Raw genomic sequence first — 19186 nt, 5'->3', positions numbered from 1 at the left:
TCCTGCTTGCACCCCCTTCGAACAGAACTAAGCTTGTTGCCAAAGTGGCCACGCACTCAGCGTCGGCCTACAACGCGGCGCATGGCCTGACGCCGCGCAGACTTTGGCACGGTTCAACTTACGGCTTTGGGATGATACCTAGGGTATCCTGACCCGAAAAAAGCCTGACCGATCGATCAGAAAAAGTTGAAAAACGGTACACATTACAAGAATTTATTTGTGTACAATCTTTCGAACCCGAAGCCGCGGGACGGCGGCGAAAAGGGCCTGGACACGGGTCGGCGCAAGCAGCCTTGGATTGCGATAACCCTGGTGGTTACCGATACTGGCGCCGATTTTCAACCAACAAGAACTACCCAAACCGTGGAACCTTAGAATGAGCACAGCAATCAGTCCGACTGCTTATAACTATAAGGTGGTCCGCCAGTTCGCCATCATGACGGTGGTCTGGGGGATCCTTGGCATGGGCCTCGGCGTCTTCATCGCCTCGCAACTGGTATGGCCTCAGCTGAACCTGGACCTGCCATGGACGAGCTTTGGCCGCCTGCGCCCACTGCACACCAACCTGGTGATCTTCGCCTTTGGCGGGTGTGCGCTGTTCGCCACCTCCTACTACGTGGTGCAGCGCACCTGCCAGACCCGGCTGATCTCCGACGGCATGGCCGCCTTTACCTTCTGGGGCTGGCAGGCGGTGATCGTCAGTGCACTGATCACCTTGCCGATGGGCTACACCACCACCAAGGAGTACGCCGAGCTCGAATGGCCGATCGCGATCCTCCTGGCCATCGTCTGGATCACCTACGCACTGGTGTTCTTCGGCACCATCGTCAAGCGCAAGACCAAGCACATCTATGTCGGCAACTGGTTCTACGGCGCGTTCATCGTGGTCACCGCGATGCTGCATATCGTCAACCACATCTCGTTGCCGGTCAGCCTGTTCAAGTCGTACTCGGCTTACGCCGGTGCCACCGATGCGATGATCCAGTGGTGGTACGGCCATAACGCCGTAGGCTTCTTCCTCACCACCGGTTTCCTGGGGATGATGTACTACTTCGTGCCCAAGCAAGCCGAGCGGCCGATCTATTCGTATCGGCTGTCGATCGTGCACTTCTGGGCGCTGATCACCCTGTACATCTGGGCCGGCCCGCACCACCTGCACTACACCGCCCTGCCCGACTGGGCGCAGTCGCTGGGCATGGTCATGTCGATCATCCTCCTGGCACCGAGCTGGGGCGGCATGATCAACGGCATGATGACCCTGTCCGGGGCCTGGCACAAACTGCGCACCGACCCGATCCTGCGCTTCCTCGTGGTGTCGCTGGCGTTCTACGGGATGTCGACCTTCGAAGGCCCGATGATGGCCATCAAGACGGTCAACTCGCTGTCGCACTACACCGACTGGACCATCGGCCACGTGCATGCCGGCGCCCTCGGCTGGGTGGCGATGATCTCCATCGGCGCCATCTACCACATGATTCCCAAGCTCTACGGCCGCATCCAGATGCACAGCATCGGCCTGATCAACGCGCACTTCTGGCTGGCGACCATCGGCACCGTGCTGTACATCGCCTCGATGTGGGTCAACGGCATTACCCAAGGCCTGATGTGGCGCGCGATCAACGATGACGGCACCCTCACCTACTCGTTCGTCGAGGCCCTGCAGGCCAGCCATCCGGGTTACATCGTCCGCGCCCTGGGCGGTGCGTTCTTTGCCTCGGGCATGCTGTTGATGGCCTACAACGTGTTCCGTACGGTGCGTGCCGCTGACGCGACACAAGCGGAAGACGCCGCCAAGATCGTCGTCGTGGGAGCGCACTGATGAAGCATGAAGCAGTCGAGAAGAATATCGGCCTGTTGGCCTTCTTCATGGTCATCGCCGTGAGCATCGGCGGCCTGACCCAGATCGTCCCGTTGTTTTTCCAGGACGTCACCAACAAGCCGGTCGAAGGCATGAAGCCGCGCACGGCGCTCGAGCTCGAAGGCCGCGATATCTATATCCGCGAAGGTTGCGTGGGTTGCCACTCGCAGATGATCCGTCCGTTCCGCGCCGAGACCGAACGCTATGGGCACTACTCGGTGGCCGGTGAAAGCGTCTGGGATCATCCGTTCCTGTGGGGTTCGAAGCGCACCGGGCCGGACCTTGCCCGGGTCGGCGGCCGCTATTCCGACGATTGGCACCGTGCGCACCTGTACAACCCGCGCAACGTCGTGCCTGAGTCGAAAATGCCGTCCTATCCGTGGCTGGTCGAGCACACGCTCGATGGCAAGGACACCGCGAAGAAGCTCGAAGTGCTGCGCACCCTCGGTGTGCCGTACACCGACGCCGACATCGCCGGTGCTGCCGACGCGGTCAGGGGCAAGACCGAGATGGACGCCCTGGTGGCGTACCTGCAAGGCCTTGGCACCATCATCAAGAGCAAACGGTGACGCTGATGGATATCGGAATGATCCGTGGCCTGGGCACCGTGGTGGTGATGGTGGCTTTTGTCGGCCTGGCGCTGTGGGTGTTCAACCCACGGCGCAAGCAGGATTTCGACGAGGCGACGCGATTGCCCTTTGCCGATGATCCCGAGGCCAGCCAGCACGTCGACAAAGCGCAAGCAAAAGCGTCTAGGAGCAAACAAGAATGACAACCTTCTGGAGTCTGTACGTCAGCGTCCTGACGTTGGGCACGATCTTCGCCCTGACCTGGCTGTTGCTGTCGACCCGCAAGGGCCAGCGCGAAGAGATTACCGACGAGACCGTCGGGCACGCCTTCGATGGCATCGAGGAATACGACAACCCGCTGCCCAAGTGGTGGTTCTGGCTGTTCGTCGGCACCATCATCTTCGCCCTCGGTTACCTGGTGCTGTACCCGGGGCTGGGCAACTGGAAAGGCATCCTGCCCGGCTACAGCTACCTTGATACCGACAAGCAGACCGAGTTCAGCAACGGCCAGCCAGGCTGGACCGGCGTGCACGAGTGGGAAAAGGAAATGGCCAAGGCCGACGCCCGCTTCGGACCAATCTTCGCCAAGTTCGCCGCCATGCCGATCGAAGAAGTGGCCAAGGACCCGCAGGCACTGAAAATGGGTGGCCGGCTGTTCGCCTCCAACTGCTCGGTGTGCCACGGTTCCGACGCCAAGGGCTCGTATGGTTTCCCCAACCTGACCGACAACGACTGGCGTTGGGGCGGCGAGCCGGAGACCATCAAGACCTCTATCCTGAACGGTCGTCATGGGGTCATGCCGGCCTGGTCGGAAGTGATTGGCGAACAGGGCGTGGCCGATGTCGCCGCCTTTGTCCTGACCAACCTGGACGGGCGCACCTTGCCCGAAGGGATCAAGGCCGACGCCGCCAATGGGCAGAAAATCTTCGCCGCCAACTGCGTTGCCTGCCACGGCCCGGAAGCCAAGGGCACGCCGGCCATGGGCGCGCCTGACCTGACCCATCCGCAGGCGTTCATCTACGGCTCGAGCTTTGCCCAACTGCAGCAGACCATTCGCTATGGCCGCCAGGGCCAGATGCCGGCGCAAGTCGATCTGCAGGGTAACGACAAAGTGCACTTGCTGGCGGCGTATGTGTACAGCCTGTCGCAGCAGGAGCAAGAAGAAACCGCCAAGGCTGATTAGCGGTCTGTCAGTGCCGGCCTCTTCGCGGGTTACCCGCGAAGAGGCCGGCAAATCCATCCCGAAATGACCTGGATCAATTGACACCCGCCATAACACGATTCAACCCGCCAACCCAATGCGGCTAAAAGTCGCACCACCGCCCCGCCCCGCCAACACAGGCGTATCATGGGCCGCAGAGCGCCAGCAGACGGCGCACGACCACGGCCGGCACGCACTGGCCATGGCATTTCTCCACAGCCGTGGGACTTGATGATGAGCAAGCAAATACCGGTACATGACGTCACCCCGCCTGCCAGCAAAGGAAAGGATTCCGTCGACCTCTACGCCTCTCGCGAGAAGATCTACACCCGTGCGTTCACTGGCATTTTCCGCAGGTTGCGGATGGTCGGCGGCGCCGTGCTGTTTCTGCTCTACTTCGGCACCGTATGGCTGAACTGGGGCGGCCACCAGGCAGTCTGGTGGAACCTGCCCGAGCGCAAGTTCTACATTTTCGGCACGACCATCTGGCCGCAAGACTTCATCCTGCTGTCGGGCATCCTCATCGTCGCCGCCTTCGGCCTGTTCTTCATCACCGTCTATGCCGGCCGGGTGTGGTGCGGCTACACCTGCCCGCAAAGCGTCTGGACCTGGATCTTCATGTGGTGCGAGAAGGTCACCGAAGGCGACCGCAACCAGCGCATCAAGCTCGACAAGGCGCCGATGAGCGGCAACAAGCTGCTGCGCAAGACCGCCAAGCACACCCTGTGGCTGCTGATCGGCCTGGTCACGGGCCTCACCTTTGTCGGCTATTTTTCGCCGATCCGCGAACTGGTCATCGAGTTTTTCACCGGCCAGGCCGACGGCTGGGCGTACTTCTGGGTCGGCTTCTTCACCCTCGCCACCTACGGCAATGCCGGCTGGCTGCGCGAGCAGGTGTGCGTGTACATGTGCCCGTATGCGCGCTTCCAGAGCGTGATGTTCGACAAGGACACGCTGATCGTCTCCTACGACCCGCGCCGTGGCGAACCCCGCAGCCCGCGCAAGAAAGACCTCGACTACAAGGCCCAGGGCCTGGGCGACTGTATCGACTGCACGATGTGCGTGCAGGTCTGCCCAACCGGCATCGACATCCGCGACGGCCTGCAGATCGAGTGCATCGGCTGCGCCGCCTGTATCGACGCCTGCGACAGCATCATGGACAAGATGAACTACCCCAAGGGCCTGATCAGCTACACCACCGAGCACAACCTGTCGGGCCAGAAGACCCACAGGGTCAGGCCACGGCTGATCGGCTATGCGCTGGTGCTGCTGGTGATGATCGGCGCCCTGGCCGCAGCTTTCGCCACCCGCTCGCTGGTCGGCTTCGATGTCAGCAAGGACCGCGTGCTGTACCGCGAGAACGCCCAGGGGCGGATCGAAAACGTCTACAGCCTCAAGATCATGAACAAGGACCAGCGCGACCACGTCTATGTGCTCGACGCCAGCGGCCTGCCCGATCTCAAACTCGAAGGCCGGCGCGAGATTGCCGTGGCCGCCGGTGATATCGTCAGCCTGCCGGTGCAGCTGTCGGTCGCCCCCGAGCAATTGCCGTCGACCACCAACGACGTCCTGTTCACCCTCAAGGATGCCGATGACAACGGCACCAAGGTTGAAGCCAAGAGCCGCTTCATCGGCCCGCAAATACGCTAAGGAACCGCTCCATGCCTGCCACCGCCACCAGCCCCTGGTACAAGCACCTCTGGCCCTGGATCATCATTGGCATCCTGACCACCTCGGTGTGCCTGAGCCTGACCATGGTCAGCATTGCCGTGCGCAATCCGGACAACCTGGTCAACGACAACTACTACGAGGCCGGCAAGGGCATCAACCGCTCGCTGGACCGCGAGCTGCTGGCGCAGACCCTCAACCTCAAGGCGCGGGTGTTCCTCGACGAGCTGACCGGCGAAGTCGAACTGCGCCTGAGCGGTAACAGCGACCCGCAAACGCTGGAGCTGAACCTGATTTCGCCGACCCAACCGGACAAGGACCGCAAGGTACAGCTGGCGCGCAGCGAGCCGGGACGCTATATCGGCCAGCTGGATGACAAGGTCGAGGGCCGGCGCTTCGTCGAATTGCTCGGTAGCCAGGATGGCCAGGTGTGGCGGCTGTTCGAGGAAGAGAAAGTCGCGCATGGCGTGACCCTGGAACTGGGTGACGAGGCCCTGCAAGGGGCCGAGCATCGATAATGACCGGCGCTAGCTGGGGCCGCTGCCGGCCCCTTCGCGGGTCAAGCCCGCTCCTACAGGATCTGCGCCGGCTTCAACAACGACGCACTACCTGTAGGAGCGGGCTTGACCCGCGAAGGGGCCGGCAGCAGCCCATCTCACCCATAAGACAGTAACCCGATGACCCACCCCACCCTCTGCTACCACTGCGCCCTGCCCGTCCCCGCCGGCAGCCGTTTCACCGCCGTGGTGCTCGGTGAACCACGTGCGTTCTGCTGCCCCGGTTGCCAGGCCGTGGCCGAGTCGATCGTCGCCGGTGGCCTTGAGCATTACTACCAGCATCGCAGCGAAACCAACGCCAACCCCGAGGCCTTGCCACGCCAGCTGCAGGACGAACTGGCGCTGTACGACCGGGCCGACGTGCAGCAAAACTTCGTCCGTCATCAAGGCGCCCTGGCCGAGGCGGTTCTGATGATCGAAGGCATCAGTTGCGCCGCCTGTGGCTGGCTGATCGAAAAGCACCTGCGGGCACTGCAAGGTGTCGCCGAAGCCCGCCTCAACCTCTCTAATCACCGCCTGTTGATCAGCTGGGACGACCAGCAACTGCCGCTCTCACGGCTGTTGGCCGAACTGCGCCAGATCGGCTATGCCGGCCATCCCTACCAGCCCGATCAGGCTGCCGAGCAGTTGGCCAAGGAAAACCGCAGCGCCCTGCGCCGACTGGGCGTGGCCGGCCTGCTGTGGTTCCAGGCGATGATGGCGACCATGGCCACCTGGCCGGAATTCAACATCGACCTGAGCCCCGAACTGCACACCATCCTGCGCTGGGTCGCGCTGTTCCTGACCACGCCCATCGTCTTCTACAGTTGCGCGCCGATATTCAAGGGCGCCGCCCGCGACCTGCGCACCCGCCACCTGAGCATGGACGTCTCGGTCTCGCTGGCCATCGGCCTGGCCTACTGCGCAGGGATCTGGACGGCGATCACCGGCAGTGGCGAGCTGTACTTCGATACCGTTGGCATGTTCGCACTGTTCCTGCTCACCGGCCGCTACCTGGAGCGGCGCGCCCGCGAACGCACCGCGGCGGCCACCGCGCAACTGGTCAACCTGCTGCCGGCCTCGTGTCTGCGGCTCAACGACGATGGCCGCAGCGAGCGCATTCTGCTCGCCGAACTACAGCGCGGTGATCGCGTGCAGGTGTTGCCCGGGGCGGTGATTCCGGCTGACGGGCGCATCCTCGAGGGCTGCTCGAGCGTCGATGAGTCACTGCTGACCGGTGAATACCTGCCACTGGCGCGTCGTCCGGATGACCGTGTCACTGGCGGTACGCTCAACATCGAAAGCAGCCTGACCGTCGAGGTCGAAGCGCTCGGCCAGGCGTCGCGCCTGTCGGCGATCGTCCGCCTGCTGGAGCGGGCCCAGGCGCAGAAGCCGCGCCTGGCGCAGATCGCCGACCGCGCCGCGCAGTGGTTCTTGCTGTTCAGCCTGCTCGCCGCCGCCGCGATCGGTGTGCTGTGGTGGCAACTGGATGCCTCGCGGGCGTTCTGGATCGTCCTCGCCATGCTCGTCGCCACCTGTCCCTGCGCCCTGTCCCTGGCGACCCCGACGGCGCTGACCGCCGCCACCGGCACCCTGCACAAGCTCGGCCTGTTGGTGACCCGCGGCCATGTGCTGGAAGGCCTCAACCAGATCGACACGGTGATTTTCGACAAGACCGGCACGCTCACCGAGGGTCGCCTGGCCCTGCGCAGTGTACGTCCGCTTGGCGCGCTCGCCGCCGACCGCTGCCTGGCCTTGGCCGCAGCCCTGGAAAACCGCTCCGAACACCCCATCGCCCGCGCCTTCGGCCGCACCGCGCAAGCCGCCGAGGAGGTGCAGAACGTGCCCGGCCTGGGCCTTGAGGGGCAGCTCGACGGCCAGCGCCTGCGCATCGGCCAGGCCAGTTTTGTCTGCGCCCTGAGCGGCGCCGAAGTGCCGCCAGTGCCCGAGCCGCGTGGCCAGTGGCTGCTGCTCGGTGACCGCCAGGGGCCGCTGGCCTGGTTTGGCCTCGATGATCGCCTGCGTGACGACGCCAAGGCCCTGCTCGACGCCTGCAGGGCGCGCGGCTGGCGGACCTTGCTGCTGTCCGGCGACAGCTCGCCGATGGTCGCCGAAGTGGCCGCGCAACTGAACATCGACCAGGCCATTGGCGGTTTGTTGCCGGACGACAAGCTGGCACGCCTGCGCGCGTTGCAAGCCGAAGGTCGCAAGGTGCTCATGCTCGGCGACGGGGTCAACGACGTGCCGGTGCTGGCCGCCGCGGACATCAGCATCGCCATGGGCTCGGCCACCGACCTGGCCAAGACCAGCGCCGATGCCGTGTTGCTATCCAATCGCCTGCAGGCGTTGGCGCAGGCCTTTGACCTGGCCCGGCGCACGCGCCGCGTTATCCTCGAGAACCTGCTCTGGGCCACCCTGTATAATGGCCTCATGCTGCCCTTCGCCGCGCTGGGCTGGATCACCCCGGTGTGGGCCGCCATCGGCATGTCGGTCAGCTCGTTGATCGTGGTTCTCAATGCCTTGCGCCTGACCCGCTTGCCGCAGGCGCCCGTGGCAGCAGATCAGCCCCGCGTTGAAGCCGGCACCGGCTCAACCCTTCTCAACTGAGCGATACCACCATGCCCGCCCTCTACATCATGATCCCCGCAGCCCTGCTGATCGTCGGTGTGGCCATCTACATCTTCTTCTGGGCGGTGGACAGCGGTCAGTACGACGACCTCGACAGCCCGGCACACAGCATCCTCTTCGACGACCAGGACCCGAGCCACCAGGCTGCGGTCAAGCACGACAGCGCCAAGCCCGCCGACGAGGACAAGACCCCTCGTGACTGAGTTGCTGCCACTGCTGGGCTCCGCCCTGGTCCTCGGCCTGCTCGGTGGAGGGCACTGCCTGGGCATGTGTGGCGGGCTGATGGGCGCCCTGACCTTGGCCATCCCCCGTGAACAACGGGGCAGGCGCCTGCGCCTGCTGCTGGCGTATAACCTGGGGCGGATTCTCAGCTATGCCTGTGCCGGCCTGCTGGTCGGCCTGGCCGGCTGGGCCGTGGCCAGCAGCCCTGCCGCCCAGGCGCTACGGGTGGTGGCCGCACTGCTGCTGATCGCCATGGGGCTGTACCTGGCTGGGTGGTGGAGCGGGCTGACCCGGGTCGAAGCACTGGGACGGGGCTTGTGGCGGCACATTCAACCGATCGCCACGCGCTTGCTGCCGGTGTCCAGCATACCGCGGGCACTGTTGCTCGGCGCGCTATGGGGCTGGTTGCCGTGCGGGCTGGTGTACAGCACCTTGCTCTGGGCAGCGAGCCAGGGCAATGCCGGCTACAGCGCGGCGTTGATGATTGCCTTTGGGCTAGGCACCTGGCCGGTGTTGCTGGCCACCGGGCTAGCGGCGGAGCGGGTCAACCGCCTGCTGCGTAAACGCAGCGTGCGCGTGGCCGGCGGCGTGCTGGTGATGCTGTTTGGCCTGTGGACCCTGCCCGGGCCGCACCAGCACTGGCTGATGGGGCATTGAGATTGCCGGGGCGGCGGACCGGTCGAAGGACTGCGCAGCGGCCCCAATGCTTTTTGATACAAGTCAACATAGATTCTTACAGACGCGCCTAGACTCCGGACACTGATGCTCCTTTTCCGGGGACTACCCACATGCTCGACGACATTCGTTGGGATGCCGACCTGATCCGCCGCTACGACCTGGCCGGCCCTCGCTACACCTCCTACCCGACCGCGGTGCAACTGCACAGCGAAGTGGGTTCTTTCGACCTGCTCCACGCCCTGCGCGAAAGCCGCCGGGCGACGCGCCCGCTGTCGCTGTATGTGCACGTGCCGTTCTGCGCCAACATCTGCTACTACTGCGCCTGCAACAAAGTCATCACCAAGGACCGCGCCCGCGCCCAGCCCTACCTGCAACGCCTGCAGCAGGAAATCCAGCTGATTGCCTGCCACCTGGCCCCTGAACAGCGTGTTGAACAGCTGCACTTTGGCGGCGGTACCCCCACCTTCCTAAGCCACGTCGAGCTACGCCAGTTGATGGCTACCTTGCGCCAGCACTTCAACCTGGTCGACGATGCCAGTGGTGACTTCGGCATCGAGATCGACCCGCGCGAGGCCGACTGGTCGACCATGGGCCTGCTGCGTGAACTGGGCTTCAACCGGGTCAGCCTCGGCGTGCAGGACCTCGACCCAGTGGTGCAGCGCGCGGTCAATCGGCTGCAGAGCCTGGAGCAGACCCGCACGCTGATCGAGGCGGCGCGTACCCTGCAGTTTCGCTCGGTCAACCTCGACCTGATCTACGGCCTGCCCAAGCAGACTCCGGAGGGCTTCGCCCGCACCGTCGACGAAGTGATCCGCCTGCAGCCCGATCGCCTGTCGGTATTCAACTACGCGCACCTGCCCGAACGCTTCATGCCGCAACGGCGCATCGACAGCAGCGACCTGCCGGCCCCGGCAGCCAAGCTGGAGATGCTTCACGCCACCATCGAGCAACTGACCGGCGCCGGCTACCGCTACATCGGCATGGACCACTTCGCCCTGCCCGACGACGAACTGGCGATTGCCCAGGAAGAAGGCACTTTGCAGCGCAACTTCCAGGGCTACACCACCCACGGTCACTGCGACCTGATCGGCCTCGGGGTGTCGGCGATCAGCCAGATTGGCGACCTCTATTGCCAGAACAGCAGCGACCTCAACACCTACAAAGAGACTCTCTCCAGCGCCCAGCTGGCGACCCAGCGTGGCCTGTTGTGCAACCAGGACGATCGTCTGCGCCGCGCCGTTATCCAGCAACTGATCTGCCACTTCGAGCTGAGCTTCGAGCAGATCGAACGGCAGTTCACGATCGATTTTCGCGGTTACTTCAACGCTCAATGGCCACAACTGCAAGCGATGCACCGCGATGGCCTGATCAGTCTGGATCGCCACGGCTTCAAGGTCCTGCCTGCCGGTCGGCTGCTGGTGCGGTCGGTGTGCATGGTGTTCGACGGCTACCTGGCCCAGCTTGATCGCCAGCGTTTTTCACGGGTGATCTGAGCCAGAGCAAGACGATATACCCACATGGACATCGTTCAGTGAGCGACACACTAAGGACTGGTGAACGGCTACGGCACACCCCTGCCGTAGCCAGGTCGACGCGGCCGCAAAAAGTGCGCGCTGGCCTCCAGCCTATGCCGTCGGTTATCCTTACGGCTTATGTGTGATTTCCCACAAGGATCGATTGAAATGTCCGAGCCAGTCAAACTGCGCACACACAATCAGGCCCATTGCAAGGATTGCAGCCTGGCCCCCCTGTGCCTGCCCCTGTCCCTCAACCTTGAGGACATGGACGCACTGGATGAGATCGTCAAACGCGGTCGCCCACTGAAAAAGGGCGAGTTTCTGTTCCGCCAGGGTGACGGTTTCGCCTCGGTCTACGCAGTACGCTCCGGTGCGCTCAAGACCTTCAGCCTGAGCGACAGCGGCGAAGAGCAGATCACTGGCTTTCACCTGCCCAGCGAACTGGTCGGCCTGTCCGGCATGGACACCGAGGCCTATCCGGTTTCGGCCCAGGCGCAGGAGACCACTTCGGTCTGCGAAATCCCGTTCGAGCGCCTCGATGAACTCTCCGTGCAGTTGCCGCAACTGCGCCGTCAATTGATGCGGGTGATGAGCCGCGAGATTCGCGACGACCAGCAGATGATGCTGCTGCTGTCGAAAAAGACCGCCGACGAGCGCATTGCAACCTTCCTGGTCAACCTGTCAGCGCGCTTCCGTGCACGCGGTTATTCGGCCAACCAGTTCCGCCTGAGCATGTCGCGCAACGAGATCGGCAACTACCTGGGCCTGGCCGTGGAGACCGTGTCGCGGGTGTTCACCCGCTTCCAGCAGAACGGTCTGATCAGCGCCGAGGGCAAGGAAGTGCATATCCTCGACCCGATCCAGCTGTGCGCCCTGGCCGGCGGCGCAATGGACGCCTGAATCCGCCAGCACTACGGGGTATACTTGCCGCTTGGTTTTACAGGATACCCCTTACATGCACAGCGACACCTTCGACCTCAAAGCCCTGATCCGTCCGGTAGTGGACTTCCCCAAGGCAGGCGTGATCTTCCGTGACATCACCCCGCTGTTCCAGTCGCCGCGCGGCTTGCGCTATGTGGCCGACCAGTTCATCGAGCGCTATGTCGAGGCCGAGTTCAGCCACATCGGCGCGATGGACGCGCGCGGCTTCTTGATCGGCTCGATCATCGCCCACCAGTTGAACAAGCCGCTGATCCTGTTCCGCAAACAGGGCAAGCTGCCGGCTGATGTGCTCTCGGAGGGCTACCAGACCGAATACGGCGAGGCTTTCCTTGAAGTCCACGCCGACAGCATCTGCGAAGGTGATTCGGTGCTGATCTTCGATGACCTGATCGCCACTGGCGGTACCCTGCTGGCGGCCACCAACCTGGTGCGTCGCACCGGTGCCCAGGTGTTCGAAGCGGCTGCGATCATCGACCTGCCAGAGCTGGACGGCTCGCGTCGCCTGCAGGCGGCCGGCGTGCCGACCTTCTGCCTGACCGAGTTTTCCCTGAACGAATACTGAGTCGCCTGTCTTTGGGCCGCTTTGCGGCCCAGCGTCCCGGTAAATCGGCTCCCATCCCTGTAGGAGCGGGCTTGACCCGCGAAACCGGCGAAGCCGGTGCCATCCACCACGGTGGCTGGACCGGCCTCTTCGCGGGTCAAGCCCGCTCCTACAGGGTATGCGGCGCGCCTGCCAAAAGGCTGGGTGATCTTCTACTGACTCACAACGAAATCGGCCGGCGCCCAGCCAACGCATGGGCCAAGGTCCCGCCATCGACCAGTTCCAGCTCGCCGCCCAGCGGCACGCCATGCGCAATCCGCGAAGCCACCAGCCCCTTCTCGTTCAGCAATTGCGCAATGTAGTGCGCCGTCGCCTCACCTTCCACAGTCGGGTTGGTCGCCAGAATCACCTCAGTAAAACTGCCCTGCTCTTCAATCCGCGCCATCAGCTGCGGAATGCCGATCGCCTCAGGCCCCAAGCCGTCCAGCGGCGACAGGTGGCCTTTCAATACGAAGAAGCGCCCGCGATAACCGGTCTGCTCCACTGCGTACACATCCATCGGCCCTTCCACCACGCACAGCTGGGTATCGTCGCGGCGGACATCCGCGCACAGCGGGCACAGCTCCTGCTCGGTCAGGGTGCGGCACTGACGGCAATGGCCTACCCCTTCCATCGCCTGGGTCAGGCTCTGGGCCAGGCGCAGGCCGCCACTGCGATCGCGCTCGAGCAACTGCAGCGCCATGCGCTGGGCGGTTTTCTGACCGACGCCAGGCAAGATGCGCAGCGAGTCGATCAGTTGGCGAATGAGAGGACTGAAGCTCATGGGAAAGGCCTGACAGATCAATGAGAGGCGGTTTATACCGGCCAAGGCAGGCAGCGTCAAATCAGCTAGCCGTTGCTGCGGTTGACCTACGGACGCCTGCCAGCGTTCACATGCCTGGCAGCGGGCCGTAGCGCAGGCGAAAAAAAACGCCCGGTGCGAACCCCGAGCGTTTTTGCCGCGACCTGTCCTGCAAGGCCTGGTCGCCGGCCAGTACCCATCAGAATGGCATCTTGAACCCAGGCGGCAACTGCATACCGGCAGTCATGCCACCCATCTTGTCCTGGCTGTTCTGCTCGACCTTGCGTACTGCGTCATTGACGGCAGCAGCGATCAGGTCTTCCAGCACTTCCTTGTCTTCCTGCATCAGGCTGTCGTCCAGGCTGATGCGCTTGACGTCATGACGCCCAGTCATCACCACACTGACCAGGCCCGCACCGGATTGACCGGTCACTTCTGCATTGGCCAACTCTTCCTGCATCTTGGCCATTTTTTCCTGCATCTGCTGCGCCTGCTTCATCAGGCCGGCCATGCCACCTTTCATCATGGGGTACACCTCGATTGGGTCATGTGATGCGCCCGGCACACTGCCGGCCACACGGATATCGGTTTACTGCGCCTGGCTGACCAGGGGCTCCACAGGTTCAATAGTATCCTGCCGCACGGTCGCGCCAAACTGGCGGATCATCTGCTGGATGAGCGGATCCTGCTCGATCGACACTTCCGCCTCATGCTGACGTTCGGAACGCTTGCGCGATGCGGCTTGGGCTGGCGTCTCCTGTTCGGGGCGGATCAGCTCGATCTTCAGCTGCAAGGTGCGCCCAAGGTGCTGGTTGAGCGCCTCGTTCAAGCGCCGCTGCTGGGTCGAGTTGAACAGCGCGCCCTGAGCAGGGTCCAGGTGCAGCAGCCACTCATCACCGTCGGCAGCGATCAGCGTACAGTTTGCGGCGATGTTGCCTGTCATCCCGGATACAGGCAACTGTGGGAATAATTCCAGCCATTGCAGGGCCAGGCCGGTGGCCGGCTTGGATGCTGGCAGTGGCTCAGGCAGTGCAGCCGGCTCGGCCTCGTGCACGTGTTCAGCCAGTTCGTCCAGGTAGCTGAAGCCGACCGGGTCAGACTCTGGCGCGTAATAGTCTTCGTCCAGCGGCGGCTCGTCGTCGCGGTCCATGCCTACCGATTCGTAGGCAGAGGGGTCGAACGGCGGCTCATCATCTGCAGGCTGGGCACTCTGCGGCGCCACTGCCGGCGCCGCTGGTTGTGGCGCGGGTCTGGCGGCTGGCGCAGGAGCAGCGGGCTCGTCCCACGGCAGGTCGATGACCTCTTCCACCACAGGTTCGGGCGCAGCCACAGCGATTTCAGGCTCAGACTCAGGCACAGCCTCGGGCGCTGCGGGCACTGCAACCGGCTCGACGACAGCAGGCTCTGCCGCCGCTACAGGCACGGCAACTGCAACCGGCACCTGGGCAACTGGGGGTTCGGCAACAATTGCCGCCGCTGCCACCGGTTTTGCAGAATCAGCTGTGGCCTGGCTGATCCCCACCGGCTTTAGTACCGGTTTCGGTGCGTCGTCGGTATCGGCCGGCCTGAACGCCAGCATGCGCAACAGGACCATCTCGAAGCCGCCACGCGGATCCGGTGCCAACGGCAGGTCGCGTCGGCCGATCAAGCCCATCTGGTAATAGAACTGCACATCTTCGGCCGGCAGCGCCGAGGCCAGGCTCAACACCCGGTCACGGTCGCCGTGGCCGTTATCGACCGCCTCCGGCAATGCCTGGGCAATCGCCACCCGGTGCAGCACGTTGAGCATTTCGGCCAGCACGCCGCTCCAGTCCGGGCTCTGCTCGGCGAGGTCGCGCACGGCCTCGAGCAGTGCCCGCGCATCGCCTTCGAGCAGTGCCTGCAGTACGCCATACACCTGCCCGTGGTCGAGGGTGCCGAGCATCGCCCGCACATCAGCGGCGAGCACCTTGCCTTCGCCAAAGGCGATGGCCTGGTCGGTCAGGCTCATGGCGTCGCGCATCGAGCCATCGGCAGCGCGCCCGAGCAGCCACAGGGCGTCTTCTTCGTAGGGAACGCTCTCCGCACCGAGCACATGGCTCAGGTGCTCGACCACCCGCTCCGGGCTCATGTTCTTCAGCGAGAACTGCAGGCAACGCGAGAGGATGGTCGCCGGCAGCTTCTGCGGATCCGTCGTGGCCAGGATGAACTTGACGTAGGGTGGCGGCTCTTCCAGCGTCTTCAGCAAGGCGTTGAACGAGTGGGTCGAGAGCATGTGCACTTCGTCGATCAGGTAGACCTTGAAGCGCCCACGGCTCGGTGCGTACTGGACGTTGTCGAGCAGTTCGCGGGTGTCTTCGACCTTGGTGCGGCTGGCGGCGTCGATCTCGATCAGGTCGACAAAGCGCCCCTCGTCGATCTCGCGGCACACCGAACAGGTGCCGCAGGGCGTCGAAGTGATGCCGGTTTCGCAGTTCAGGCACTTGGCGATGATCCGCGCGATGGTGGTCTTGCCGACCCCACGGGTGCCGGTGAACAGGTAGGCGTGATGCAAGCGCTGGTTGTCCAGGGCGTTGATCAAAGCCTTGAGCACATGGGTCTGGCCGACCATTTCGCGGAACGAGCGCGGACGCCATTTACGTGCAAGAACCTGATAACTCATCAAAAAACCATCGCAAACTGAACCAGCGGGAGATCGCTAATGCTAGCGGAGCGGGGCCGAAATTGCACCCGGCCAATCTCGTCTACATTAAGGAACGCATGGTTCTGCGCTGATCAGGCCAGTCACCAACCCTATGCAGAGCCGGCAAGATCCCGCCTGGCATGCTTCATGCGGTGTTTGAACGCGTTTCTATGAATGACTGCAAGGCGTGCGCATTGAGAAAAATCAGGATTCCCAGCAATACCACCCCGATCGCCACTCCCTGAAGCTGGCTCATTTCTTCCCCGAAAAAAACATGCGAAGCAAGCAAACCTGATACAGGTACCAACAACGACAGCGGTGCGACCGTGGTTGCCGGGTATTTTTTCATGAGGTTGTTCCAGACCAGATAACCCAAGATCGTCGTGATATAACTTTGAAACCCGATTGAAAACACCGCTCCCCAGCTCAGGCTTTCTGCCAATCCTGAGAAGGGTTCCCATCCTTTGGCGACCAGGGTTAGTGCGAAAATGGCGGGCACCGAGAACAGGCTGGACCAGATGATGAAAGCCATCATTTCGACGGGACGATTGAATTTGACCAGCAGATTGCAGAAAGACCACGCCAACGCCGCGACCAGTATCAACGCTATGCCAGCGGGCGTGGACGAAGCATCAGTGGACAAAAGAATGATCATTAAGCCCACAACAGCCAGCAACATCCCGCAGCCGTGCAGTGCGGTTATGCGCTCCTTTAACAACACGCTACTGAAGATGATCGTGAAGAATGCGCTGAATTGCAGGAACACCGAAGACATCCCAGGCGACAAACCTTGGTACATGGCAAAGTTGACCATCCACCATAGCCCCGCCCCGAACAGTACGCCGTATAACGCCAAGACATAAAAAGAAATACCAGCCGGCCTTCGGATGAAGAACACCAACGGAATCGCGCAAAAGGTGAATCGTAGTAGGGTCAACAGATAGGGGTCGAGCGACCTCAAGCCGAGCTCGATCACTGAAAAATTACCCCCCCACACTATCGTGACCAATACGCCAGCGGCGAAGTCCAGCTTGCTAAGTTTCATTTTCGTGCGCCTGTTGTCTGACCAGCCCCCACACTATCAGCGCCGGCCGCGACTGAATGCCAGACGTCACCCCGACGACGCGTCAGGCCCATCTGAATTTTCCGGCCCTCTATAAACATGACGTGTTTAATCAGCAACCTGTCAGGCAGGCCAAATAGCACAGGACAACTGTGCAGACATGAACAGGCCGAGGCCGAAAACGGCATGGGTGCAGAGGCTGCGCAAGCAGTTTTTCAAAGGCGTGGGTGTTTTCGCAGCAAAGAACCCCGCCCCCATTGCCGGCTGCATCAGGCATAGCGGCGCTATGGCCGAGCACAGACCAAAAATCAGCGCCTGAGACAGTGTCGGCGATAGCAGCCATCCCTGCCCCGCCATTGCGACCAGCAGCCCTGCGAATAGCAGCCCGATCGCATAGTGCAGCAGCCAACCCCAGGCTAGCTCATGACGCACTGGCGTAGCCTTGGCGATTGCCTGATGGCGAATACGCCCTTGCAGCACATGCCCCGCCCAGCGGCCAAGCATGGCGTAGTTCAATGTGGTAATACCCAGGCGCCTGAGCAGCAGGGTCCACAAGTCCATGACCAGAGTGGCACCGATGCCGATGAGTATGATGGATAAGGTCAGGTTGGCGATGGTCATTGTGAATGCCTCTGGCGAGTTGACGGAAAAGCCCAATGCCGCGCAGCATAGAAGTTGAAGTCAACTTCAAGTCAAGGAGTCGTCAATGGACATCGCCGATGTGGCCAAACGCACTGGAGTGCCTGCCTCGACGCTGCGTTACTACCAGAAGATCGGCTTGCTTCGGTCGTTGTCAGGGCCCGGTCAGCGCCGACAATTTGCGGCGGACGTGGCGGATCGGCTGGCGCTGATTGCATTGGGGCAGGCAGCGGGTATTTCGCTGGACGAAGTGGGCGCGATGCTGGTGGACCTGCAGGTGGATCGGGGGATGTTGATCGCCAAGGCAGACGAGATAGATGCGCGGGTGAAGCGGTTGCAGGCGATGAGCAAGGGTCTGCGGCATGCGGCGGCGTGTCCGGAGAAGGATCATCTGGCGTGTCCGACGTTTCAGCGGTTGATGAAGTTGTCGGCCGCGGGGGCGCTGCCGGCTGAGCCGAGGCGGAAATTGATTTAGAGAAATCCTTTAGGAGCGGCGGTGCGGCGATCGGACTTGCCCGCGAAACCGGCACAGCCGGTGCCTGCCATACACCGGGGTGGCTGGGCCGGCCTCTTCGCGGGACAAGCCCGCTCCTACAGGGGTATGCGCCGTATTTGAAGGCTTTGTTCTCTGCGCGGTAGTGCAGCCCTCAGACACCTCAGATGCCCTCCAGTCGTAGGACATTTCCGAACCTGAAACCAAATACTTCAGATTAGTCGTGCTTCGGAACTATCCTACGCGCCTTGCCGAAGCGCCTGTCTTGTCGGGGATATGCCTCGGGGATAACTTCCTCGGGTCGCCATATCTGGTGACCGGGTGTGAGAACCCGTACGAAACTCATTCGGCAAGCCGTTATGGCAGCCGTACGCCGGCAGACTTCGGTCTGGCCGAGTTTGTCCGTTTCCTCGGTTTCTCACCCTGCGTACGGCTGCCACCTTGACCCGTAAGAAGGCTGAGATGGCAGCTCCTGCTGAAATGGAGATTCGCCATGAAAAAAATAGTGCCCGCCCCCCTCTTCCGACAACAGCCCCATCTACGCCTCCATTCAACCCGACCTTTACCCACCTGACGCCTTGGCCCACACCCTTGAACTTCAGTGCTGCTCGGCTATATCAAACACCTGGTGCGCGAAGGGGATATGGAGGATGACCACAAGTTTCTTGGGGCTGCCGATTACCTGAGTGCGTTTGCCAAGGCGATCATGGACGACATCGAGGCTGCACGTAGCCGGTTGCATTGAGTCTGGCTTGAGATTGCCGGGGCCGCTGCGCAGCCCTTTCGCGACACAAGGCCGCTTCCACACCGTCCGCGCTCGCCCTGTAAATAGGGAGCATGCACGATCAGGGTGGGAGCGGCCTTGTGTCGCGAAAGGGCTGCGCAGCGGCCCCAAACCAGGCGACCAAGCCTTAACTGATAAGCGCTGGAGGTTGACCCGCGAAGAGGCCCGCAAACACACCATCCGCCAGCAAGGCAGACAGCGAATAAATTCTGGAGAGGGAGGTTTGACGCTGAGGCAGGACAGTCGGCATATTTTCCGACCCCTGAAATGGAGGCGGCCCCACCAGCCACACCCCGGCACTCAATGTCCCCGCCTTGGCTGCTTCCTTCCGGATCTGACCAGGT

General features: G+C 62.6%; 18 protein-coding genes and 1 pseudogene. 14 read left to right on the top strand and 5 right to left on the bottom strand.

Features of this window, described 5'->3' with window-relative positions:
- The first annotated feature begins 376 nt into the window (after positions 1-376).
- From ccoN to J3B00_RS10410, 12 genes are all read left to right on the top strand, one after another.
- Positions 377-1819 carry a cytochrome-c oxidase, cbb3-type subunit I gene (gene ccoN / locus J3B00_RS10465; protein ID WP_209867402.1) on the top strand — a complete coding sequence of 481 codons (1443 nt, stop codon included), beginning with the start codon at positions 377-379 and terminating at the stop codon, positions 1817-1819.
- On the top strand, positions 1819-2427 hold the full coding sequence (gene ccoO, locus J3B00_RS10460; RefSeq protein WP_209867400.1) for a cytochrome-c oxidase, cbb3-type subunit II: 609 nt from the start codon (positions 1819-1821) through the stop codon (positions 2425-2427). Before ccoN ends, ccoO begins: the two co-directional genes overlap by 1 nt.
- Positions 2428-2432: 5 nt before the next feature.
- Entirely contained in the window at positions 2433-2630 is a 198-nt protein-coding gene (locus J3B00_RS10455) for a cbb3-type cytochrome c oxidase subunit 3 (RefSeq protein ID WP_209874744.1), read from the top strand.
- The gene (ccoP, locus tag J3B00_RS10450) at positions 2627-3610 is read left to right on the top strand and encodes a cytochrome-c oxidase, cbb3-type subunit III (RefSeq protein ID WP_209867399.1); all 984 of its coding nucleotides are present in this window, start codon (positions 2627-2629) and stop codon (positions 3608-3610) included. Before J3B00_RS10455 ends, ccoP begins: the two co-directional genes overlap by 4 nt.
- A gap of 252 nt (positions 3611-3862) precedes the next feature.
- Positions 3863-5278 carry a cytochrome c oxidase accessory protein CcoG gene (gene ccoG, locus J3B00_RS10445; protein WP_209867396.1) on the top strand — a complete coding sequence of 472 codons (1416 nt, stop codon included), beginning with the start codon at positions 3863-3865 and terminating at the stop codon, positions 5276-5278.
- Positions 5279-5289: 11 nt separating this feature from the next.
- Positions 5290-5814, top strand: a complete 525-nt coding sequence (locus J3B00_RS10440; protein WP_209867395.1) for a FixH family protein — start codon at positions 5290-5292, stop codon at positions 5812-5814.
- A 159-nt stretch (positions 5815-5973) separates the two neighbouring features.
- Positions 5974-8439, top strand: coding sequence for a heavy metal translocating P-type ATPase (locus J3B00_RS10435; RefSeq protein WP_209867392.1), 2466 nt, complete (start codon positions 5974-5976; stop codon positions 8437-8439).
- An 11-nt stretch (positions 8440-8450) separates the two neighbouring features.
- Positions 8451-8663, top strand: a complete 213-nt coding sequence (ccoS, locus tag J3B00_RS10430; RefSeq protein WP_209867390.1) for a cbb3-type cytochrome oxidase assembly protein CcoS — start codon at positions 8451-8453, stop codon at positions 8661-8663.
- Positions 8656-9339 (top strand): sulfite exporter TauE/SafE family protein, encoded by a 684-nt coding sequence (locus J3B00_RS10425; protein ID WP_209867388.1) that lies wholly within the window; start codon positions 8656-8658, stop codon positions 9337-9339. Before ccoS ends, J3B00_RS10425 begins: the two co-directional genes overlap by 8 nt.
- Positions 9340-9470: 131 nt before the next feature.
- A complete protein-coding gene (gene hemN / locus J3B00_RS10420) occupies positions 9471-10853 on the top strand; it encodes an oxygen-independent coproporphyrinogen III oxidase (RefSeq protein WP_209867387.1) in 1383 nt (460 codons plus the stop codon).
- 189 nt (positions 10854-11042) lie between these two features.
- Positions 11043-11777 (top strand): Crp/Fnr family transcriptional regulator FnrA, encoded by a 735-nt coding sequence (gene fnrA / locus J3B00_RS10415; protein ID WP_209867385.1) that lies wholly within the window; start codon positions 11043-11045, stop codon positions 11775-11777.
- A 55-nt stretch (positions 11778-11832) separates the two neighbouring features.
- On the top strand, positions 11833-12381 hold the full coding sequence (locus J3B00_RS10410; RefSeq protein WP_209867382.1) for an adenine phosphoribosyltransferase: 549 nt from the start codon (positions 11833-11835) through the stop codon (positions 12379-12381).
- Between the two features lie 199 nt (positions 12382-12580).
- Here J3B00_RS10410 and recR read toward each other — a convergent pair whose 3' ends face one another.
- The 5 genes from recR to J3B00_RS10385 form a co-directional block, all read right to left on the bottom strand.
- Positions 12581-13183 carry a recombination mediator RecR gene (gene recR / locus J3B00_RS10405; RefSeq protein WP_209867380.1) on the bottom strand — a complete coding sequence of 201 codons (603 nt, stop codon included), beginning with the start codon at positions 13181-13183 and terminating at the stop codon, positions 12581-12583.
- Positions 13184-13400: 217 nt separating this feature from the next.
- Positions 13401-13727, bottom strand: a complete 327-nt coding sequence (locus J3B00_RS10400) for a YbaB/EbfC family nucleoid-associated protein (RefSeq protein WP_119143025.1) — start codon at positions 13725-13727, stop codon at positions 13401-13403.
- 63 nt (positions 13728-13790) lie between these two features.
- A complete protein-coding gene (gene dnaX / locus J3B00_RS10395; protein ID WP_209867377.1) occupies positions 13791-15842 on the bottom strand; it encodes a DNA polymerase III subunit gamma/tau in 2052 nt (683 codons plus the stop codon).
- A 166-nt stretch (positions 15843-16008) separates the two neighbouring features.
- Positions 16009-16908, bottom strand: a complete 900-nt coding sequence (locus J3B00_RS10390; RefSeq protein WP_209867375.1) for an EamA family transporter — start codon at positions 16906-16908, stop codon at positions 16009-16011.
- 141 nt (positions 16909-17049) lie between these two features.
- Positions 17050-17547 (bottom strand): DUF2938 domain-containing protein, encoded by a 498-nt coding sequence (locus J3B00_RS10385; RefSeq protein WP_209867373.1) that lies wholly within the window; start codon positions 17545-17547, stop codon positions 17050-17052.
- Between the two features lie 85 nt (positions 17548-17632).
- Here J3B00_RS10385 and J3B00_RS10380 point away from each other — a divergent pair, with 85 nt between their 5' ends.
- Together J3B00_RS10380 and J3B00_RS10375 are read left to right on the top strand one after the other, a co-directional pair.
- Positions 17633-18040 carry a helix-turn-helix domain-containing protein gene (locus tag J3B00_RS10380; protein ID WP_209867370.1) on the top strand — a complete coding sequence of 136 codons (408 nt, stop codon included), beginning with the start codon at positions 17633-17635 and terminating at the stop codon, positions 18038-18040.
- A gap of 616 nt (positions 18041-18656) precedes the next feature.
- Positions 18657-18803: pseudogene (locus J3B00_RS10375) on the top strand (DUF3077 domain-containing protein); the annotation flags it as partial.
- Positions 18804-19186: the final 383 nt, after the last annotated feature.

It is taken from the genome of Pseudomonas sp. BP8 (genome assembly GCF_017875955.1).
Classification (GTDB): Bacteria; Pseudomonadota; Gammaproteobacteria; order Pseudomonadales; family Pseudomonadaceae; genus Aquipseudomonas.
Note: the sequence above shows the minus strand (reverse complement) of the source record. Positions and strands in the feature narration are given on the sequence as shown.